Below are 17741 nucleotides of genomic sequence, written 5' to 3'. Positions count from 1 at the left end.
GCCCTCGGTGTGGTGCTACTGCTGAGCTGTCGCCCGGCGGCTGATCACTCAGCGACCGGAACGATGTTCACGACCTTGCGACCACGGTAGGTGCCGAACTGCACCGCGCCCGCGGCCAGGGCGAACAGGGTGTCGTCGCCACCGCGACCGACGCCCGTGCCCGGGTGGAAGTGGGTGCCACGCTGGCGGACCAGGATCTCACCGGCGTTGACGGCCTGACCGCCGAAGCGCTTCACGCCGAGCCGCTGAGCATTGGAATCGCGACCGTTCCGAGTGGACGATGCGCCCTTCTTGTGTGCCATGTCTCCTCAGTCCCTTACTTCGCCGGAGCGTCGATGCCGGTGATCTTCAGCGCCGTGTGGAGCTGGCGGTGGCCGATCCGCTTCTTGTAACCGGTCTTGTTCTTGTACTTCTGGATCCGGATCTTGTCGCCCTTGTGGTGGTCGACGACCTCGCCCTGGACCTTCACGCCGGCCAGGACCCACGGGTCGCTGGTGACCGACTCGCCGTCGACGACCAGCAGCGTCGAGAGCTCGACGGTGTCGCCGACCTTGCTGGTGGAAATGCGGTCAACCTCGATGACGTCGCCGACAGAGACCTTCTGCTGGCGTCCGCCGGTGCGCACGATCGCGTACACGCGGAACTCTCCTTCGCTGGAAACGGATCCTCTGATGCCAGCCGCTCACACGGGCCTGGGAGACTCCCGTGACATCCGAGTGGACGAGCGGCCTCCCCCGGCGGGGAGCCGGGAGGTCTTTGCTCAGGGGTTTGGTGTCACACAGACACCGACGGTCAAGGTTACGGGGCCTTGACCTGGGGGTCAAACCGGCCCCGGGCCGTCACTCCGGCCCGGGGCGCGGCACGTCCGTCAGTCCTCCGCGGCGGCGGACGAGGCGGGCTCGGCGGCGGTCTTCTTGGCCGCCGTCTTCTTCGCCGTCGTCTTCTTGGCCGTGGTCTTCTTCGCGGTCGTCTTCTTCGCGGCGGTCTTCTTGGCGGCGGTGGTGGTCTTCTTCGCCGCCGTCGCCTTCTTGGCCGTCGTCTTCTTCGCCGCGGTCTTCTTCGCGGTCGTCTTCTTGGCGGTGGCCGTCTTCTTGGCCGCCTTCTTCGCCGTCTTCTTGGCGGCGGGCGCCTCCTCGGCGGCCTCGGCCGGCGCCCCGTCGGCTTCCGCCGGAGCCTCCGTCACCACGGGCGCCTCGGCCTGCGGCGCGGCGCTCTCCGGCGCCTCCACCACGACCACCGTCGCCTCGGCGGCCTGCGGGGAGCCCGCCGGGGCGGACACCTTACGGGTCGCCCGGCGGCGCGGACGGGCCGGCGCGGGCTCCGGTGCGGCGGGCGCCTCGGCCTCGGGCCGCGCCTCGGGCACGGCCTCCGGCTCCGGGGCGGTCTCCACGACCGGCACCACGATCGCGGCGGCCTCGGCGGCCTTCGGCGCGCCCGCCGGGGCGGACGCCTTCCGGCTCGCCCGGCGACGGCCCCGGCCACGGGTGGCGGCGGCCGCCTCGGCCTCGGCCGGGCTGCTGAACCACTCGTCGGCGTCGGCCACCGCGGGCACCAGCTCCGCCTCGGTCACCGCCACGGGCTCCAGCTCGGGCGCCTCGGGCTCGGCCGCCTGCTCCACCGCGGGCTCCACGGCCTGCTCGGCCGCCTGCTCGTGGTGGTCGTGGCGCTCGCCGCCCTTGCCCTTCTTCTTGCGCTTGCCGCCACCGCCGGTGGTCGTCGGCTGGTCCATGTGGACGATGACGCCGCGGCCGTTGCAGTGGACGCAGGACTCGGAGAACGACTCCAGCAGCCCCTGGCCGACCCGCTTACGGGTCATCTGCACCAGGCCCAGCGAGGTGACCTCGGCCACCTGGTGCTTCGTCCGGTCGCGGCCCAGGCACTCCAGCATCCGCCGCAGCACCAGATCACGGTTGGACTCCAGGACCATGTCGATGAAGTCGATGACGACGATGCCGCCGAGGTCGCGCAGGCGAAGCTGGCGGACGATCTCCTCGGCCGCTTCGAGGTTGTTCCTCGTCACGGTCTCTTCGAGGTTGCCGCCCTGACCGGTGAACTTGCCGGTGTTGACGTCGATCACGACCATCGCTTCGGTCTTGTCGATCACCAGCGAACCGCCGCTGGGCAGCCAGACCTTGCGGTCCAGCGCCTTCATCAACTGCTCGTCGATCCGGTACGTCGCGAAGACGTCCACGTCCGACGTCCACTTCTGGAGCCGGTCGGTGAGGTCCGGGGCGACGTGCGCGACGTAGCCGTGGATGGTCTCCCAGGCGTCGTCACCACTGACGATGACCTTGGAGAAGTCCTCGTTGAAGATGTCGCGGACGACGCGGACGGTCATGTCCGGCTCGCCGTAGAGCAGGCTCGGCGCGCTCGTCGAGGGCGTCTTGGCCTTCTTCTGGATCTCTTCCCACTGCGCCTGGAGGCGCTCCACGTCGCGGCGCAGCTCGTCCTCGCTGGCGCCCTCCGCGGCGGTGCGGACGATGACGCCCGCGTCCTCGGGGACGATCTTCTTGAGGATCTGCTTCAGCCGGGCGCGCTCGGTGTCGGGCAGCTTGCGGCTGATGCCCGTCATCGAGCCCTCGGGCACGTAGACGAGGTAGCGGCCGGGCAGCGAGACCTGGCTGGTCAGGCGGGCGCCCTTGTGGCCGATGGGGTCCTTGGTGACCTGCACCAGCACGGACTGGCCGGACTTCAGCGCGGTCTCGATGCGGCGCGGCCCGTTGGCCATGCCCAGCGCCTCGAAGTTGACCTCACCGGCGTAGAGCACGGCGTTGCGGCCCTTGCCGATGTCGACGAAGGCGGCCTCCATCGACGGCAGGACGTTCTGCACCTTGCCGAGGTAGACGTTGCCGACGTACGAGGTCGACTGCTCCTTGTTGACGAAGTGCTCGACGAGGACGTTGTCCTCCAGCACGCCGATCTGGGTGCGCTCGCCGCTCTGGCGGACGACCATGACCCGCTCGACGGCCTCGCGGCGCGCCAGGAACTCCGCCTCGGTGATGATCGGCACCCGGCGGCGGCCCTGCTCACGGCCCTCGCGGCGGCGCTGCTTCTTCGCCTCCAGACGCGTCGAGCCCTTGATCGACTGGACCTCGTCGGCGCTGGTGGACTCGGCCTTGCGCTCGCGCGGCTCGCGGACCTTGACGACGGTGCGCTCGGGGTCGTCGCCGTTGTGGGCGCCGTCCCCGCCGTCGTCCCCGCTGCGACGGCGGCGGCGACGACGGCGACGGCTGCTGCTGGAGCCGCCGGACGGCTCGTCGGCCCCGTCCTGCTCCGGAGCGGCCTCCTCGGGCTCCTCGTCCTCGGCGCTCTCCTGCTGCTCGGCGGCCTCGGCGGCCTGCTCGTCCGCGTCGGCGGCCTCACCGCGACGGCGGCGGCGGCCACCGCGGCGGCGACGGCGCGAGGGGCGGTCGCCCGACTCGTCGTCGTGCGCGGCCTCGCGCTGTGCCGTCTCCTCGGCCTCCTCGGGCTCCTCCTCGGCGCTCTCCTCCGGCTCCTCGGCGGGCGCGACGGCGACGGGCTCGGCGGCCCGCTCGGCACGGCGGCGGCGACGGCGGCCGGACGGCTGCTCCTCACGGGGCTGCTCGACCTCGACCTCGACCTCGGCCTCGGCCGCGGCGGCCTCCTCCTCGCGGCGGGCCGCGGCGGCGGCAGCGGCAGCGGTCTCCGGGGTCTGGAACATCGGCTCGGCGAAGACCGGCGCCTGGAAGACGGCCGTCGGCGGACGCTGCGCACGGCGGCGCCCACGGGCCGGGGCCTCCTTGGCGGGCGCCTCCTCGGCGGCGGGCGTCTCGGCGACCGGCTCGGCGGTCCGCTCACCACGGCGGCGGGCCTTACGGCGCGGCGCCTCGTCGGCCTCCGCCTTCGGCGCGGCCGGGGCCGCCTCGGCGGTCTGCGGGGTCTCCTCCGCGGCCTGCGGGGCACCGGCGGGCGCGGTGGCCTTACGGGTCGCCCGGCGACGGGCACGCGGCGCGGGCGCCTCATCGGCGACGGGCGCGGCCTCGGCGGCCGGGGCCTGCGGCGCCTCCTCGACGGGAGCGGCGGCCGGGGCCTGCGCCACGGTCTCCTCGGCACCGCGCGGGGCGCCGGCCGGGGCGGTGGCCTTACGGGTGGCGCGGCGGCGCGGGCGGGCCGGAGCGGCGGGCGCCTCGGCGGGCGTCTCCTGCGCGGGCGCCTCGGCGGCGGGCGCCTCGACGGCCTGCGGGGCCGCGTCCGCGCTCTGCGGGGCACCGGCGGGCGCGGTGGCCTTACGGGTCGCCCGGCGACGGGCACGCGGCGCGGGCGCCTCATCGGCGACGGGCGCGGCCTCGGCGGCCGGGGCCTGCGGCGCGGGCGCCTCGGTGGTTTCGGCGGCGGGCTGCGGGGCGCCGGCCGGGGCGGTGGCCTTACGGGTGGCGCGGCGGCGCGGGCGGGCCGGAGCGGCGTCCGCGGCGGGCGCCTCGGCGGGCGTCTCCTCGGCGGGCGCCTGCGGCGCGGCCGCGGCCTGCGGGGCGTCGCTCACCTGGGCGGTGGCTCCGGCGCCCTGCGGCGGGCCCGCCGGGCGGGAGGCCGCGCGGCGCCTGCGGCGCGGCGGCAGCGTGTCGCTGGGGGAATTGTTGTCGTCCGCGCCACGGTCCGTGGACGGCGCGGGTGCGGTGGGCTCAATGGGTTCGAGCATGCGGGCGGTTCTCCCGTCACGCTCCCGGGCGCCGGGCCTGGTCCGGTCGCAGTGCCGCGTCATGAGCGCGGCCCTGCGGTCCGGGGCGCGGGCGCCGCACGGGAGCTGTCGTCTCGCTCACCGGGCCCGTGGTCCGGGGCCGGCGAAAGTCTCCTGGTCAGTGCGTCTGCCGCACCGGGGTGGCTCCCTGGTTGATCGGCGACGCGACGACGGCGCTCTACGCGGTGCCGTACCCGGCACCGGCCGGGTTGTCCCCGCTCGGCGCCGTCGCGGCACGTGGCCCGGCGGCCGTGGTTGGGGCGGCCGTGGCAGCGTCGCGGTCGGGCGCCAGCGGGTCGGTCACCGCGCCGGTCTCCTCATCGAGCAGCCCCTGCGCCAGCCTGGTCACCGCTGCGGGGACCGGCGGCGCCAGGTCGGCCGCGGCTCGGAGGCCGGACAGGACGTCGTCGGGTCGAACGGCAGGTGTCACATGCCGAACAACCAGCCGCAGTATCGCACAGGCTTTGCCGTCGGGCCTATCGCCGCCTGCGGCGGTGACCTCCAGCGCGCTCACCGCGGCGCGCGCGTCGAAGGTCCGCATGCCGTTCTTCGTACGGCGTTCGACCAGCACCTCCTCGGCGGCGAGGAACGCCGCCGAGGCCCGCTCGGCCTCCGCCGGCTCGACGCCGTCGAGCCGCAGCTCCCAGACCGAGGCCTGGAGCCGGTCGGCGAGACCGCTGGTCCGCGCCTCCACGGCGTCGGTCACGTCGAGGCCCGCGGGCAGCGACGCGTCCAGCAGTTCGCGCAGGGTCGCGGGGTCGCGCTCCTGGGTGAGCTGGATCTCCAGGTATTCGGCCTCGCTGCCCGTACCCGTGGGGGCGGCGTTGGCGTACGACACCTTGGGGTGCGGGGTGAAGCCCGCCGAGTAGGCCATGGGGACCTCGGCGCGGCGCAGGGCCCGCTCGAAAGCGCGCTGGAAGTCGCGGTGGCTGGTGAACCGGAGGCGGCCGCGCTTGGTGTAGCGCAGACGGATGCGCTGCACCGCCGGTGCGGGCGGCGGGCCTTCGGGCTGTCGCTTGCCCAGTGTCGTTCAGTCCTTCGTGAGTGCGGTCGTACTGCTACCAAGAGTACGTGCCACACGCGCCGCCGGTTCCCCGCGGTGGGCTCCGGCCGCCGCCGGGGCCGCGCTCAGGTGCCGAACAGGGACCGGCGGACCTCGCGGGCGGCGTCCCGCGCCAGTCGCAGCGGCGGCCCGAGAACGGCGCGCAGCCCATGGCCCACCGGAGTGAACACCCAGCGGTACAGCCACCGCGACGGGCGGGCCACCAGCCATCGCCAGAGGAACGCGATGCCCCGGCCCACCGCCCGGGAGATCCGCCCGGCGATCCGCCAGCAGCCGGCGAGGAACGCCCCGAGGGCGCGGAGCACCGGCCACAGCACGTACTGCCACACGGCGGTGGCGGGGATCACCACGAGCCACCGGAAGAGCGGGGCGAGGATCCAGCGGTACACCCAGCGGGCCGGGACGACGATCAGGTACCGGGCGAGGAAGCGGGCCGGGACCACCAGGATGTGGTGGAGCAGCCAGAGGGTCGCCCGGCCCAGTGGCGTCAGCACCCAGCGGTACAGCCAGCGGGCCGGGACGACGAGGAGGTACCGGACCAGGAACGCCACCGGGAGCACGACCAAGTGGCGGAAGAGCCAGGCCACCGCCCGGCCCACCGGCGCGAGCACCCACGCGTACAGCCATCGGCCGACAGGGGCGAGGACGTGCCGGGCGATCCAGCACAGTCCGTCCCAGAGGAGCCGCAGCGGCACCATGACGATCACCACGGGGACCGCGAGCAGCCGGGCGAGGCAGCAGCCCGGCGCGGGCGCCCCACCGGGCGCCGCCGTCCTCGATACGCCGCCGTGCGTCATGCGCCGTTCCCCCGTGTCTTTGCCGTACCGCCGTCGTTCCGCGCGCGGCCTCGCTCCCCGGGCCCCCGCCCGGAGCCGGAGCTTCGTCCCGCACGCCTCGATGACCTTACGGGAGGCCGTTCGGGCGGCGTCGCGGGCGGTCGGAGCCGATGCGGGGGCGCGGCGGGGCGATACCGGCGCCCGGTGTGCGGCAACGGGAACGGCCCGGCACCGCGGAGCGCGATGCCGGGCCGAACTGCTTTGCCTCCAGGGACACTCGGGGAGCCGGTAACTCCAACTCCCTTGCCCCTGCGGGGAGTTGACGCGCCGACGGCGGCAACTCCCCTCCTCTTCCGGCTACTTGTTGACCACCGAGAGGGGGAGCAGCTTCTTGCCGGTCGGGCCGATCTGGATGTCGAGGTCGAGCTGGGGGCAGACGCCGCAGTCGAAGCACGGGGACCAGCGGCAGTCCTCGACCTCGGTCTCGTCGAGGGCGTCCTGCCAGTCCTCCCAGAGCCAGTCCTTGTCGAGACCGGAGTCGAGGTGGTCCCAGGGCAGGACCTCCTCGTAGGTGCGCTCGCGGGTGGTGTACCAGGCGACGTCGACACCGAACTCCGGCAGCGTCTTGTCCGCCGCCTCCATCCAGCGGTCGTACGAGAAGTACTCGCGCCAGCCGTCGAAGCGGCCGCCGCCCTCGTAGACGGCGCGGATGACGGCGCCGACGCGGCGGTCACCGCGGGAGAGCAGGCCCTCGACGATGCCGGGCTTGCCGTCGTGGTAGCGGAAGCCGATGGAGCGGCCGTACTTCTTGTCACCGCGGATCTTGTCCCGCAGCTTGGCGAGGCGGGCGTCGGTCTCCTCGGCGGAGAGCTGCGGGGCCCACTGGAACGGCGTGTGCGGCTTGGGGACGAACCCGCCGATGGAGACCGTGCAGCGGATGTCGTTCTGCCCGGAGACCTTGCGGCCCTCGGCGATGACGTTGACCGCCATGTCGCCGATCTGGAGGACGTCCTCATCGGTCTCGGTGGGCAGTCCGCACATGAAGTACAGCTTCACCTGGCGCCAGCCGTTGCCGTACGCCGTGGAGACCGTGCGGATCAGGTCCTCTTCCGAGACCATCTTGTTGATGACCTTGCGGATGCGCTCCGAGCCGCCCTCGGGCGCGAAGGTCAGTCCCGAGCGACGGCCGTTGCGCGTCAGCTCGTTGGCCAGGTCGATGTTGAACGCGTCGACCCGGGTGGAGGGGAGGGACAAGCCGATCTTGTCCTCCTCGTACCGGTCGGCGAGGCCCTTGGCGACGTCGCCGATCTCGGTGTGGTCCGCGGAGGACAGCGACAACAGGCCGACCTCCTCGAATCCCGTGGCCTTCAGGCCCTTGTCCACCATCTCGCCGATGCCGGTGATGCTTCGCTCCCGGACGGGACGCGTGATCATGCCGGCCTGGCAGAAACGGCAGCCGCGGGTGCAGCCACGGAAGATCTCGACCGACATCCGCTCGTGGACGGTCTCGGCCAGGGGGACGAGCGGCTGCTTGGGGTAGGGCCACTCGTCGAGGTCCATGACGGTGTGCTTGGACACCCGCCACGGGACGCCGGAACGGTTGGGCACGACGCGGGAGATCCGCCCGTCGGCCAGGTACTCGACGTCGTAGAACTTGGGGACGTAGACGCTGCCGGTCTTCGCGAGGCGGAAGAGCAGCTCGTCGCGGCCGCCGGGGCGGCCCTCGTTCTTCCACGTCCGGATGATCTCGGTGATCTCCAGGACCGCCTGCTCGCCGTCGCCGACGACCGCGCAGTCCAGGAAGTCCGCGATGGGCTCCGGATTGAACGCGGCGTGGCCGCCCGCGAGGATCAGCGGGTGGTCCTCGGTACGGTCCTTGGCCTCGATCGGGATGCCGGCGAGGTCGAGGGCGGTGAGGAGGTTGGTGTAGCCCAGCTCGGTGGAGAACGAGACGCCGAGCACGTCGAAGGCGCTGACCGGGCGGTGCGCGTCGACGGTGAACTGCGGGACGCCGTGCTCCCGCATCAGCGCCTCCAGGTCCGGCCAGACGCTGTAGGTGCGCTCGGCGAGGACGCCCTCGCGCTCGTTGAGCACCTCGTAGAGGATCATCACGCCCTGGTTGGGCAGGCCGACCTCGTACGCGTCCGGGTACATGAGCGACCAGCGGACATCGCAGTCGTCCCACTCCTTGACGGTGGAGTTCAGCTCGCCGCCGACGTATTGGATCGGCTTCTGGACGTGCGGGAGAAGAGCCTCCAGGCGCGGGAAGACCGACTCGACAGGCATCGCGGGATCTTTCGTCAGCGGGCAGGGGTGACCCTCAAGCCTAACGTGTCCGGAGGGGCGCCCTTGACGTGTGCCGGGGGTGATGCGGAGGGTGCGGTGGGTTACGGGGCGGGGGCCAGGTGTGCCGGGCTCGGTGGGGTTCGGGGTGCGGTCGGAGGCGGGCTCGGATCGGGCCTGACCGGTCCGGGCGGACTTGGGCTCCGGCGGCCCGCGTCGCGTCCGGGCGGGCGTGGGGGCCGGAACCGCGTCGCGCGTCCGGGCGGGCGTGGGGTCCGGGCGCCTCGCGGTCCCGCGGTCCCGCGTTCGCCGCGGGGGAGGTCGCGTCCGGGCGGGCGTGGGGTCCGGGCAGGCGTGGGGTCCGGCGGTGCCGGGGCGCGCGGGGCCGGGGCGCGGGTCGCGCGTCAGCGGTCCGGCCGGTAGCCCGGCGGCGCCTCCTTCCCGGCCTTCTTCCACAGCCGGGGCAGGCGGGCCTCGCAGGTCGCCGCCAGCGCCTCCTGTCTGCCGTGGAGCAGGCCGTAGGTGAAGGCGTTCTCGCCCGCCGCGTGCGCCCGGTCGGCGAGATCGCGCAGGGCGGCGCGGGTCAGCACGGTGTCGTGGTGGTCGCCGAGCGTCTCCTGGAGGGCGGTGGCGCGGCGCACGCACCGGGCGGCGGGCCGGCCCAGCGCCGGGCGGGCCGCCTCCGCCGCGTACCGGAGGCGTTTGGCCGCCTTACGGGCCTCGTGCAGCGCCCGGTCGCGCTCCGGGCCCGGCGGGGCGTCCAGTGCGCGGCGCATCCGCCCGGACAGCCGCCGGAAGTCCTTGCGCAGCGCCCGGGTCAGTTCCTCCGCCGGGGCGCGGGCGGCGGGCGGGCGCAGCGGCGGGTCGGCGAGGAGCCGGTTCAGGGTGCCGAGCAACGTCCGGTAGCGGGCGCCGTCGAGCACCGCGGTGAGATGCCGGGCGGCGCCGCTGCGGGGCCGGGACCAGGCGCGTACCCGGGCGCGGACCGGTCCGGCCCGCAGCTCCCGCGGCAGCGCGGCGAGCCCGTCACCGATCCGCGCGAGCAGCACCTCACGGTCCCGGTCGATACCCAACTCCCCTGCCAGCCAGGCGAGTTCGCCGATGACCGGCTCGGTCGCCGCCGGGTCGAACAGCCGCCGGTAGGACCGCAGCGCACCGCGCAGCCGACGGGTCGCGACCCGCATCCGGTGCACCGCGTCGGGCAGCTCCCGGCGGACCGCGGGGTCGAGCGCGACGATCGCCCGTAGCTGCTCTTGGAGGTAGCCGAGGACCGCGTCCCCGGCGGTGCACGCCATATATCGAATTTAGTCGCGAATTCGGAGGGAGGGGGGAGGACGGGAGCGGGGGGACGGGGGATGGCAGGCGATGTGGCGGGGAGGGAGACGCTCGCGGACGGCCGCGGCGCGGGCGGCGCCCGGTGGACGAGGCGGAGCCGGGGCGGGCACCCGGCCCGGACCCGGTCCCAGCAGCGGGGAACGCCCTGCCCAGGAGCGCCAGGCGTCCGGCAGGCCCGAACCCGGGAGCGGGGAGCCGGGCACGCCCCGCCCAGGAGCGCGACGCGCCCGGCACACCCGGCCCCGGGAACGAGGAACCCGGCCCACCCGGCGGCCCCGGAGCGCCAGGTATCCGGCACACCCAGGAGCGGGAGGCATCCGGCACACCCGAACCCAGGAGCGGGGAGCCCGGCACGCCCCGCCCAGGGGCAGGAGCCCAGCACGACGGCGCCCCACCCGCACCCCGCCCCGGAGCCCACCCCAGGTCACCCCCGGTCTCCCCCGAGCGCACCGCCCCCGCGCCGGGGCGAGTGGGGACCGGCGCGCTTCCCGTCGTGCGCCACCGTTCCGCGCCCCTGTGCGCCCCGTCTGCTGACGGCGCGCCCGGCGGAGCGGGGAGCGGCCCGTGCCCCCTGAATTACGGTGTGCGAGGGCCGGTGACGGAGGGTGTGACGTCCTCGTCCGGTCCGCCCGATGCCGTCCGTCCGCCGGGGCCCGCGCGGCTCCCGGTGGCCGTCCTCCCGGGAAGGGAGAACCCGTGCACCCGTCCCGCACCACCGGCGCCCGGGCACCGGTCCGCGCCGCGACCGGTACCCGCCCTCATCTGCTGATCGCGCCCAGCGGCCCGGCCGCCGCCCGGGCCGCCCGCGACTTCGTCCGCGCCGTACTGCGCGGCACCCCGGTCGAGCCACTGCGGGACACCGCCGTCCTGCTCACCTCGGAGGCGGTCACCCGCGCGCACCCGCTGACGGACGGCGCACCGGACGTCCTGGTCCGCGTGGTGACCGGCGACGGCGCGGCCGGACTGCGGGTCAGCGTGCACGGCGGGCCCGGCGCCGCCCGGCCCGGTGAGCGGGGCCACGACGGCGCAGCCGACCTCTCCGGTCTACTGTTCGGCGCCCTCGCGGACGCCTGGGGCACGGCTGAGCCCGGCGGGACGGACCGCCCCGCCGGGCTCTGGTTCGAACTGCGGACGCCGCGTGTGGGGCGTCAGCGGGAGGCCGACACCGGCCGCTCCACCCGGATGGACTGCAGCAGCCCTATGGCGATCCAGACGGCGAACATCGACGTACCGCCGTAGGAGACGAACGGCAGCGGCAGGCCGGTGACCGGCATGATGCCGAGCGTCATCCCGATGTTCTCGAACGCCTGGAACGCGAACCACGCGATGATCCCCGCGGCGACGATCGTGCCGTACAGCTCGGTCGTCTCGCGGGCGATGCGGCAGGCGCGCCACATGACCACGCCCAGCAGGACGATGATCAGGCCCGCGCCGAGGAAGCCCAGCTCCTCACCGGCGACGGTGAAAATGAAGTCGGTCTGCTGCTCGGGCACGAACTGCCCGGTGGTCTGGCTGCCGTGGAAGAGACCCGAGCCGGTGAGCCCGCCGCCGCCGATGGCGATCCGCGCCTGGTTGGTGTTGTAGCCGACGCCCGCCGGATCCAGGCTCGGGTTGGCGAACGCGGCGAAGCGGGCGATCTGGTACTCGTCGAGCAGGTTGAGCTGCCAGATCGCGAGGCATCCGGCGACGCCGGCGCCCAGCAGACCGAGGATCCAGCGGTTGGAGGCGCCGGAGGCGAGCAGCACGCCGAGGATGATGGCGCCGAGCACCATGATCGAGCCGAGGTCCGGCATCAGCAGGATGATCAGGACCGGTACGGCGGCCAGACCCAGCGCCTGGACGACGGTCCGGTGGCCGGGGTGCGGGGTGTCCCCCGCGTCGACCCGGGAGGCGAGGATCATCGCCATCCCCAGCGTGATGGTGATCTTGGCGAACTCCGCGGGCTGCAACGAGAAGCCGCCGGGGATCGCCAGCCAGGACCGCGAACCGTTGATGGTGGCGCCGATCGGCGTCAGCACCAGCAGCGCCAGCACCACCGACACGCCGTAGAGCACCGGGATGGCGCCGCGCAGCGTGCGGTGGCCCAGCCAGATCGTCCCGGCGGCCAGCGCCAGACCGATCCCGGTGTTCAGCAGATGCCGCAGGAAGAAGAAGTACGGATCGCCGTGGTTGAGCTCGGTGCGGTTGCGGGTCGCGGAGAAGATCAGCATCGAGCCGAGCAGCGACAGCGCCAGGCAGGACAGCATCAGCGGCCAGTCGAGCTTGCGGACGGCCGAGTCACGGTCCATCAGCTTGCCCCAGGCGCCCGTCTCGGGGGCGTACCGCCGGACGTTGAACATCCGGGACGTGGGACTCGTCGTCACTCTTCCGCCTCCGCTCCGTCGCCCTCGTCGGCCGACGGGTCGGCGACCGGCTCGATGGGCTGCGCCTTGATGGTGCCGTCCCGCTCGATGACCGGCAGCGAGGACTGCGGGGACGGCAGCAGCGCCGCCTTGTTGTCGATCTCGCCCTTCTCGTCGACGCCGTAGAGCGCGTTGTAGATCTTCCGGACCGCGGGTCCGGAGGCGCCGGAGCCGGTACCACCCTGGGAGATGGTCATGACGATGGAGTAGTCCTTGGTGTACGTCGCGAACCACGAGGTCGTCTGCTTGCCGTAGACCTCGGCGGTACCGGTCTTGGCGTGCATCGGGATCTTCTCCTGCGGCCAGCCCTGGAAGCGCCAGGCGGCGGTGCCGCGGGTGGCGACGCCGGCGAGCGCCGCGTCGATCTGCTTGAGCGTCGCCGGGGAGTCGGGCAGCTTGCCGTGCGCCTTCGGCGTGATCTTCTCGATCTTCTTGCCGTCGGGGCTGACGATCGCCTTGCCGAGGGTGGGGTCGTGGAGGGTGCCGCCGTTGGAGAGCGCGGCGTAGATCGTCGCCATCTGGATCGGGGTGACGAGGGTGTCGCCCTGGCCGATGGAGTAGTTGACGGAGTCACCGGCGCGCATCTTCATGCCGGACTCGCAGTTCTCCTTGGCGATCTTGGAGACGTAGTCGTCGGCGTTCTTGCCCTGGGCGCACCAGCCGGTCTTGTTCGCCTCCCAGTAGTCCTTCTTCCAGCGGCGGTCCGGGACCCGGCCGCTGACCTCGTCCGGCAGGTCGATACCGGTCTTCTTGCCGAGGCCGAACTGATGGGCCGTCTTGTAGAACCAGTCGGCGGGGTTCTTGGGGTTGTTGCCGCCGTCCTTCTTCCACTGGTCGTAGGCGATGTTGTAGAAGACCGTGTCGCAGGAGACCTCCAGCGCGCGGCCGAGGCTGATCGGGCCGAAGTTCTCCGACTCGAAGTTCTTGAAGACCTGGCCGCCGATGTTGAACGAGCTGGTGCAGGGGTAGTGCCCGTTGAACGGATAGCCCGCGTTGACCGCGGCGGTGGTCGAGATGACCTTGAAGATCGAGCCGGGCGCCGCCTGCCCCTGGGTGGCGCGGTTGAGCAGCGGGTAGTTGGACTTCTTGCCGGTGAGCTTGGCGTAGTCCTTGCCGGAGATCCCGCCGACCCAGGCGTTCGGGTCGTACGAGGGGTTGGACGCCATCGCGACGACGCGGCCGGTCTTCGCCTCCATGACGACGACGGCGCCGGCGTCCGCCTTGTAGTTGGTGCCGGTGTTCTTGTCGTGCTCCAGGCGGGCGTCCTTCATCGCCTGGTACAGCTCCTTCTCCGCGACCGCCTGGACGCGGGCGTCGATGCTGGTGACGACGTTGGCGCCGGGGACGGCCGGATCGCTGTGGGCCTTGCCGATGACCCGGCCGAGGTTGTCGACCTCGTAGCGGGTGACTCCGGCCTTGCCGCGCAGCGCGCTGTCGTACGTCCGCTCCAGACCGGAACGGCCGATCTGGTCCGAGCGCAGCAGCGGCGAGCGGGTGTGCTCGGCCTTCTTGATCTCCTCGTCGGTGACCGGCGAGAGGTAGCCGAGGACCTGCGAGGTCTGCGCCTTCGCCGGGGCGGCGTAGCGGCGGACGGCGGTCGGCTCGGCGCTGATGCCGGGGAAGTCCTCGGAGCGCTCGCGGATCTGCAGGGCCTGCTGGGTGGTGGCCTTGTCGGTGATCGGGATGGGCTGGTAGGGCGAGCCGTTCCAGCAGGGCTGCGGGGTCTTCGCGTCGCAGAGCCGGACCTTGTTGCGGATCTCCTGCTCGGGGATGCCGAGGACGTCGGAGAGGCGGCCGAGGACGGCCTTGCCGTCGTCCTTCATCTTCAGCAGCTCGGTGCGGCTGGCGGAGACCACCAGCCGGGTCTCGTTGTCGGCGAGCGGCACCCCGCGGGCGTCGAGGATCGAACCCCGGGTGGCCGGGTCGACGACCTGCTGGACGTGGTTGTTGCGGGCCTTGCTCGCGTACTCCTGGCCGTTGCGGATCTGGAGGAACCAGAGGCGGCCGCCGAGAGTGAGCAGCAGGGAGAAGACGAGGATCTGGAGTGCGATCAGCCGGGCGGTGACGCGGGTGGTCCGGCCGGTCTCAGGAATGTTGCTCATGGCCCCTCCGCTGCTCGGTCCGGACGCGGGGCGGTCGGTCGGTCACAGGCGCTTGACCCCCTTGATGCGCGCGGCCTTGTTCCGCGCGGAGCGGCCGAGGAGGCCGCCCCGGGAGGGCCGGGGCGGCTTCGGCGCCCGCCCGGCCTTCATCCCGCCGCGGCTCGCCTTGAGGCCGGTGCCGGTGGTCATCCAGCCGTACGCGGGCTCCCGCCCGGCGACCGGACCGCTCGTGCCGCCGGAGCCGTCGCCGGTCAGCGGCTCGCCCTCCAGCCGGCGGGCGAGCGCCATCACGCCGGGCACGATGAACGGGGCGAGCAGCAGGTCGTAGACGGTGGCGCTGAGGACGAGACCGCCGACGCCGACGTGCCGGGCGGTGGTGTCGCCGACCAGCGCCCCAACGCCCGCGTAGAGCAGTGTGGAGACGACGGCGGCGCCGAGGACGGTGAGCAGCGGGACGGTCGCCGAGCGGTGGCGGCCGTTCTCCGGACGGGTCAGGCCCGCGGCGTACCCGACGATGCAGAGCACCAGCGCGTAGCGGCCGATGGCGTGGTCGGAGGGGGGCGCGAGGTCGGCGAGGAGGCCGGCGGCGAAGCCGACGAGACAGCCGCCGACGTGCCCATAGACCAACGCGAGGCCGACGACGACGAGCAGCAGCAGGTCCGGTACGGCGCCGGGCAGTTGCAGCCGGGCCAGGACGCTGACCTGGAGGACCAGGGCGATGAGGACGAGCGGGACGGTCAGCAGGATCCGGTTGATGCGCATCGGTCAGCTCCTGGGGGATTCGCCGTCGGTGGGCGTGGCGGTGACCGTGACCGTCGGCGTCGGCCGGGGCTTCGCCGGCGGCGCGGGGAGCACGGTGTCGCGCGGGTCCTTGCGCGGCGGCTGGACGACCACGCCCACGACGTCGAGCTGGGAGAAGCCGACGTACGTACGGACCTGGACGGTGCGGGTCAGATCGCCGTTGGACGGCTCGACCTTCACGACGCGGCCGACCGGCACACCGGGCACGAACGGCTTGTCCCGGCTGGAGCCGAAGGTGACCATCCGGTCGCCCTTCTTCACCGACGCCTTGCCGTTGAGGAGCTGGACACGCATCGCCCGGCCGCCCTGGCCGGACGCGAAGCCGATCTCGTCGGTCTTCTCCATCCGGGTGCCGACGGTGAAGTCCGGGTCGTTGGCGAGCAGGATGGTGGCGGTCGAGGTGCCGACGGTGGTGACGCGGCCGACGAGCCCGTCGCCGTTGAGCACCGTCATGTCGCGGGCGATACCGTCCCGGCTGCCCGCGTCGATGGTGATCGTCCAGGAGAAGCCCTGGGCCGCGCCGATGGCGATGACCTGGGCGCCCTTGATGCCGTACTGGCCGGCGCCGGCGGTCTTGAGCATCTTGTCCAGCTCGGCGGCGCGGTTGCGGTTGCGGTCGGACGAGCCGAGCTGGGCCTTCAGGGCGGCGTTCTCGCGTTCCAGCGCGGCGATCCTGGTGTGCCGTTCGCCGGAGTCGCGGACCGCGCCGATGGCGTTGCCGATCGGGTTGACCGCGGCGGCGACGCCGTTCTCGACGGGGCCGAAGGCGGAGGCGGCGGCCTGGCGGGCGCCGTCGAGCGGGGACTGTTCGCCACCGCGGATGTCCACCGTGATCAGCGCGAACGCGATCGCGACCAGCAGCACAAGTAGCAGCCGGCTCTCTCGTGTGTCCCTCACGTGCGGCGGCCGTGTCCTTCCTCGTAGGACCGGCCGGCTGCGGGCCCGCGCCGGTCTCGTTCGGGAGTGCGGAGTGTTGTGCCTGTGTGCGGTGGCTGGTGGTGCGGGGTCAGTCCACCTGATTTTTCCGGGGGTTGGGCGGTGCCCGGGGCCGGACACCGGCCGCCTCGGGGTGGTGCCTGTATATCAGCGGGCCGCGGGAAGAGGAGGGCGGCCCTCCGCCATGGTGCCCGCCCGGGCCGGTCGCCGCAGGGCGTCCGCGGCGCCGGCGGTCCGGTCGGGCTACCTGCGCGGCTGGGAGTCGAGGACCTGCTGGAGCGCCTCGAACTCCTCGACGCACTTGCCGGAACCGAGCGCGACGGAGTCGAGCGGGTCCTCGGCGATGTGGATGGGCATACCGGTCTCGCGGCGCAGCCGCTCGTCCAGACCGCGCAGCAGCGCGCCGCCGCCGGTGAGGACGATGCCGCGGTCCATGACGTCGCCGGACAGCTCCGGCGGGCACTTGTCGAGCGTCGTCTTCACCGCGTCCACGATGGAGTTGACGGGCTCCTCGATGGCCTTGCGGACCTCGGCGGCGGAGATGACGACGGTCTTCGGCAGCCCGGAGACCAGGTCACGCCCGCGGATCTCGGTGTGCTCGTCCTGCTCCAGGTCGTACGCCGAACCGATAGTGATCTTGATGCTCTCGGCGGTCCGCTCGCCCAGCAGAAGGCTGTACTCCTTCTTGATGTGCTGGATGATCGCGTTGTCCAGCTCATCACCGGCGACGCGGATGGACTGGGCCGTGACGATGCCGCCGAGCGAGATGACCGCGACCTCGGTGGTGCCGCCGCCGATGTCGACGACCATGTTGCCGGTGGCCTCGTGGACCGGCAGACCCGAACCGATCGCGGCGGCCATCGGCTCCTCGATGATGTGCACCTGCCGCGCGCCCGCCTGCGTCGACGCCTCGATGACGGCGCGGCGCTCGACACCGGTGATCCCGGAGGGGACGCAGACCACGACGCGCGGACGGGCCAGATAACGCCGCTTGTGGATCTTGAGGATGAAGTACCGGAGCATCCGCTCGGTGATCTCGAAGTCGGCGATGACGCCGTCCTTGAGGGGCCGTACGGCGACGATGTTGCCGGGCGTGCGCCCGATCATCTTCTTCGCCTCGGCGCCCACCGCGAGGATGCCACCGGTGTTGGTGTTGATGGCCACCACCGAGGGCTCGTTCAGCACGATCCCGCGACCCCTGACGTACACCAGCGTGTTGGCGGTGCCGAGGTCGACAGCCATGTCACGGCCGATGAACGACATGTTGTTCCCCATGAGGATACGTCTGGCCTTCCCAACTGGAGCGAATGCTTACTGGAGGTCGGCAGGAGGTGATGCGCCGGCACG

Annotated in this window: 13 protein-coding genes; 1 reads left to right on the top strand and 12 read right to left on the bottom strand. The window is 73.0% G+C overall.

Annotated features, from left to right (window positions below; all coding sequences use genetic code 11):
• Nucleotides 1–44: 44 nt before the first annotated feature.
• The 7 genes from rpmA to ACGH2B_RS19320 form a co-directional block, all read right to left on the bottom strand.
• Nucleotides 45–302 carry a 50S ribosomal protein L27 gene (rpmA, locus tag ACGH2B_RS19350; RefSeq protein ID WP_399091070.1) on the bottom strand — a complete coding sequence of 86 codons (258 nt, stop codon included), beginning with the start codon at nt 300–302 and terminating at the stop codon, nt 45–47.
• Nucleotides 303–316: 14 nt separating this feature from the next.
• Nucleotides 317–637 (bottom strand): 50S ribosomal protein L21, encoded by a 321-nt coding sequence (gene rplU, locus ACGH2B_RS19345; RefSeq protein WP_399091067.1) that lies wholly within the window; start codon nt 635–637, stop codon nt 317–319.
• Nucleotides 638–868: 231 nt separating this feature from the next.
• Nucleotides 869–4657, bottom strand: coding sequence for a ribonuclease E/G (locus tag ACGH2B_RS19340; RefSeq protein WP_399091064.1), 3789 nt, complete (start codon nt 4655–4657; stop codon nt 869–871).
• Between the two features lie 217 nt (nt 4658–4874).
• Nucleotides 4875–5678 (bottom strand): TIGR03936 family radical SAM-associated protein, encoded by an 804-nt coding sequence (locus ACGH2B_RS19335; protein ID WP_399091061.1) that lies wholly within the window; start codon nt 5676–5678, stop codon nt 4875–4877.
• Nucleotides 5679–5824: 146 nt separating this feature from the next.
• A complete protein-coding gene (locus ACGH2B_RS19330; RefSeq protein ID WP_399091058.1) occupies nt 5825–6556 on the bottom strand; it encodes a hypothetical protein in 732 nt (243 codons plus the stop codon).
• Nucleotides 6557–6892: 336 nt separating this feature from the next.
• On the bottom strand, nt 6893–8821 hold the full coding sequence (locus tag ACGH2B_RS19325; protein ID WP_399091055.1) for a TIGR03960 family B12-binding radical SAM protein: 1929 nt from the start codon (nt 8819–8821) through the stop codon (nt 6893–6895).
• Between the two features lie 401 nt (nt 8822–9222).
• Nucleotides 9223–10113: a CHAD domain-containing protein gene (locus tag ACGH2B_RS19320; RefSeq protein ID WP_399091052.1), complete on the bottom strand. Its 891-nt coding sequence runs from the start codon at nt 10111–10113 to the stop codon at nt 9223–9225.
• 736 nt (nt 10114–10849) lie between these two features.
• Here ACGH2B_RS19320 and ACGH2B_RS19315 point away from each other — a divergent pair.
• Nucleotides 10850–11392: an ATP-binding protein gene (locus tag ACGH2B_RS19315; protein WP_399091049.1), complete on the top strand. Its 543-nt coding sequence runs from the start codon at nt 10850–10852 to the stop codon at nt 11390–11392.
• Here the strand turns inward: ACGH2B_RS19315 and rodA are convergent.
• From rodA to ACGH2B_RS19290, 5 genes are all read right to left on the bottom strand, one after another.
• Complete coding sequence (gene rodA, locus ACGH2B_RS19310; RefSeq protein ID WP_399097125.1) at nt 11302–12492, bottom strand: rod shape-determining protein RodA; 1191 nt, start codon at nt 12490–12492, stop codon at nt 11302–11304. The genes ACGH2B_RS19315 and rodA overlap by 91 nt on opposite strands.
• 20 nt (nt 12493–12512) lie before the next feature.
• Entirely contained in the window at nt 12513–14657 is a 2145-nt protein-coding gene (gene mrdA, locus ACGH2B_RS19305; RefSeq protein ID WP_399091046.1) for a penicillin-binding protein 2, read from the bottom strand.
• A gap of 42 nt (nt 14658–14699) precedes the next feature.
• Complete coding sequence (gene mreD, locus ACGH2B_RS19300; RefSeq protein ID WP_399091043.1) at nt 14700–15419, bottom strand: rod shape-determining protein MreD; 720 nt, start codon at nt 15417–15419, stop codon at nt 14700–14702.
• 3 nt (nt 15420–15422) lie between these two features.
• Nucleotides 15423–16355, bottom strand: coding sequence for a rod shape-determining protein MreC (gene mreC, locus ACGH2B_RS19295; protein WP_399091040.1), 933 nt, complete (start codon nt 16353–16355; stop codon nt 15423–15425).
• A gap of 282 nt (nt 16356–16637) precedes the next feature.
• Complete coding sequence (locus ACGH2B_RS19290) at nt 16638–17657, bottom strand: rod shape-determining protein (protein ID WP_003985182.1); 1020 nt, start codon at nt 17655–17657, stop codon at nt 16638–16640.
• Nucleotides 17658–17741: the final 84 nt, after the last annotated feature.

Origin of the sequence: Streptomyces sp. BBFR2, assembly GCF_044497305.1 — a bacterium.
Classification (GTDB): Bacteria; Actinomycetota; Actinomycetes; order Streptomycetales; family Streptomycetaceae; genus Streptomyces.
This window is presented reverse-complemented; position numbering and strand designations above follow the sequence as displayed.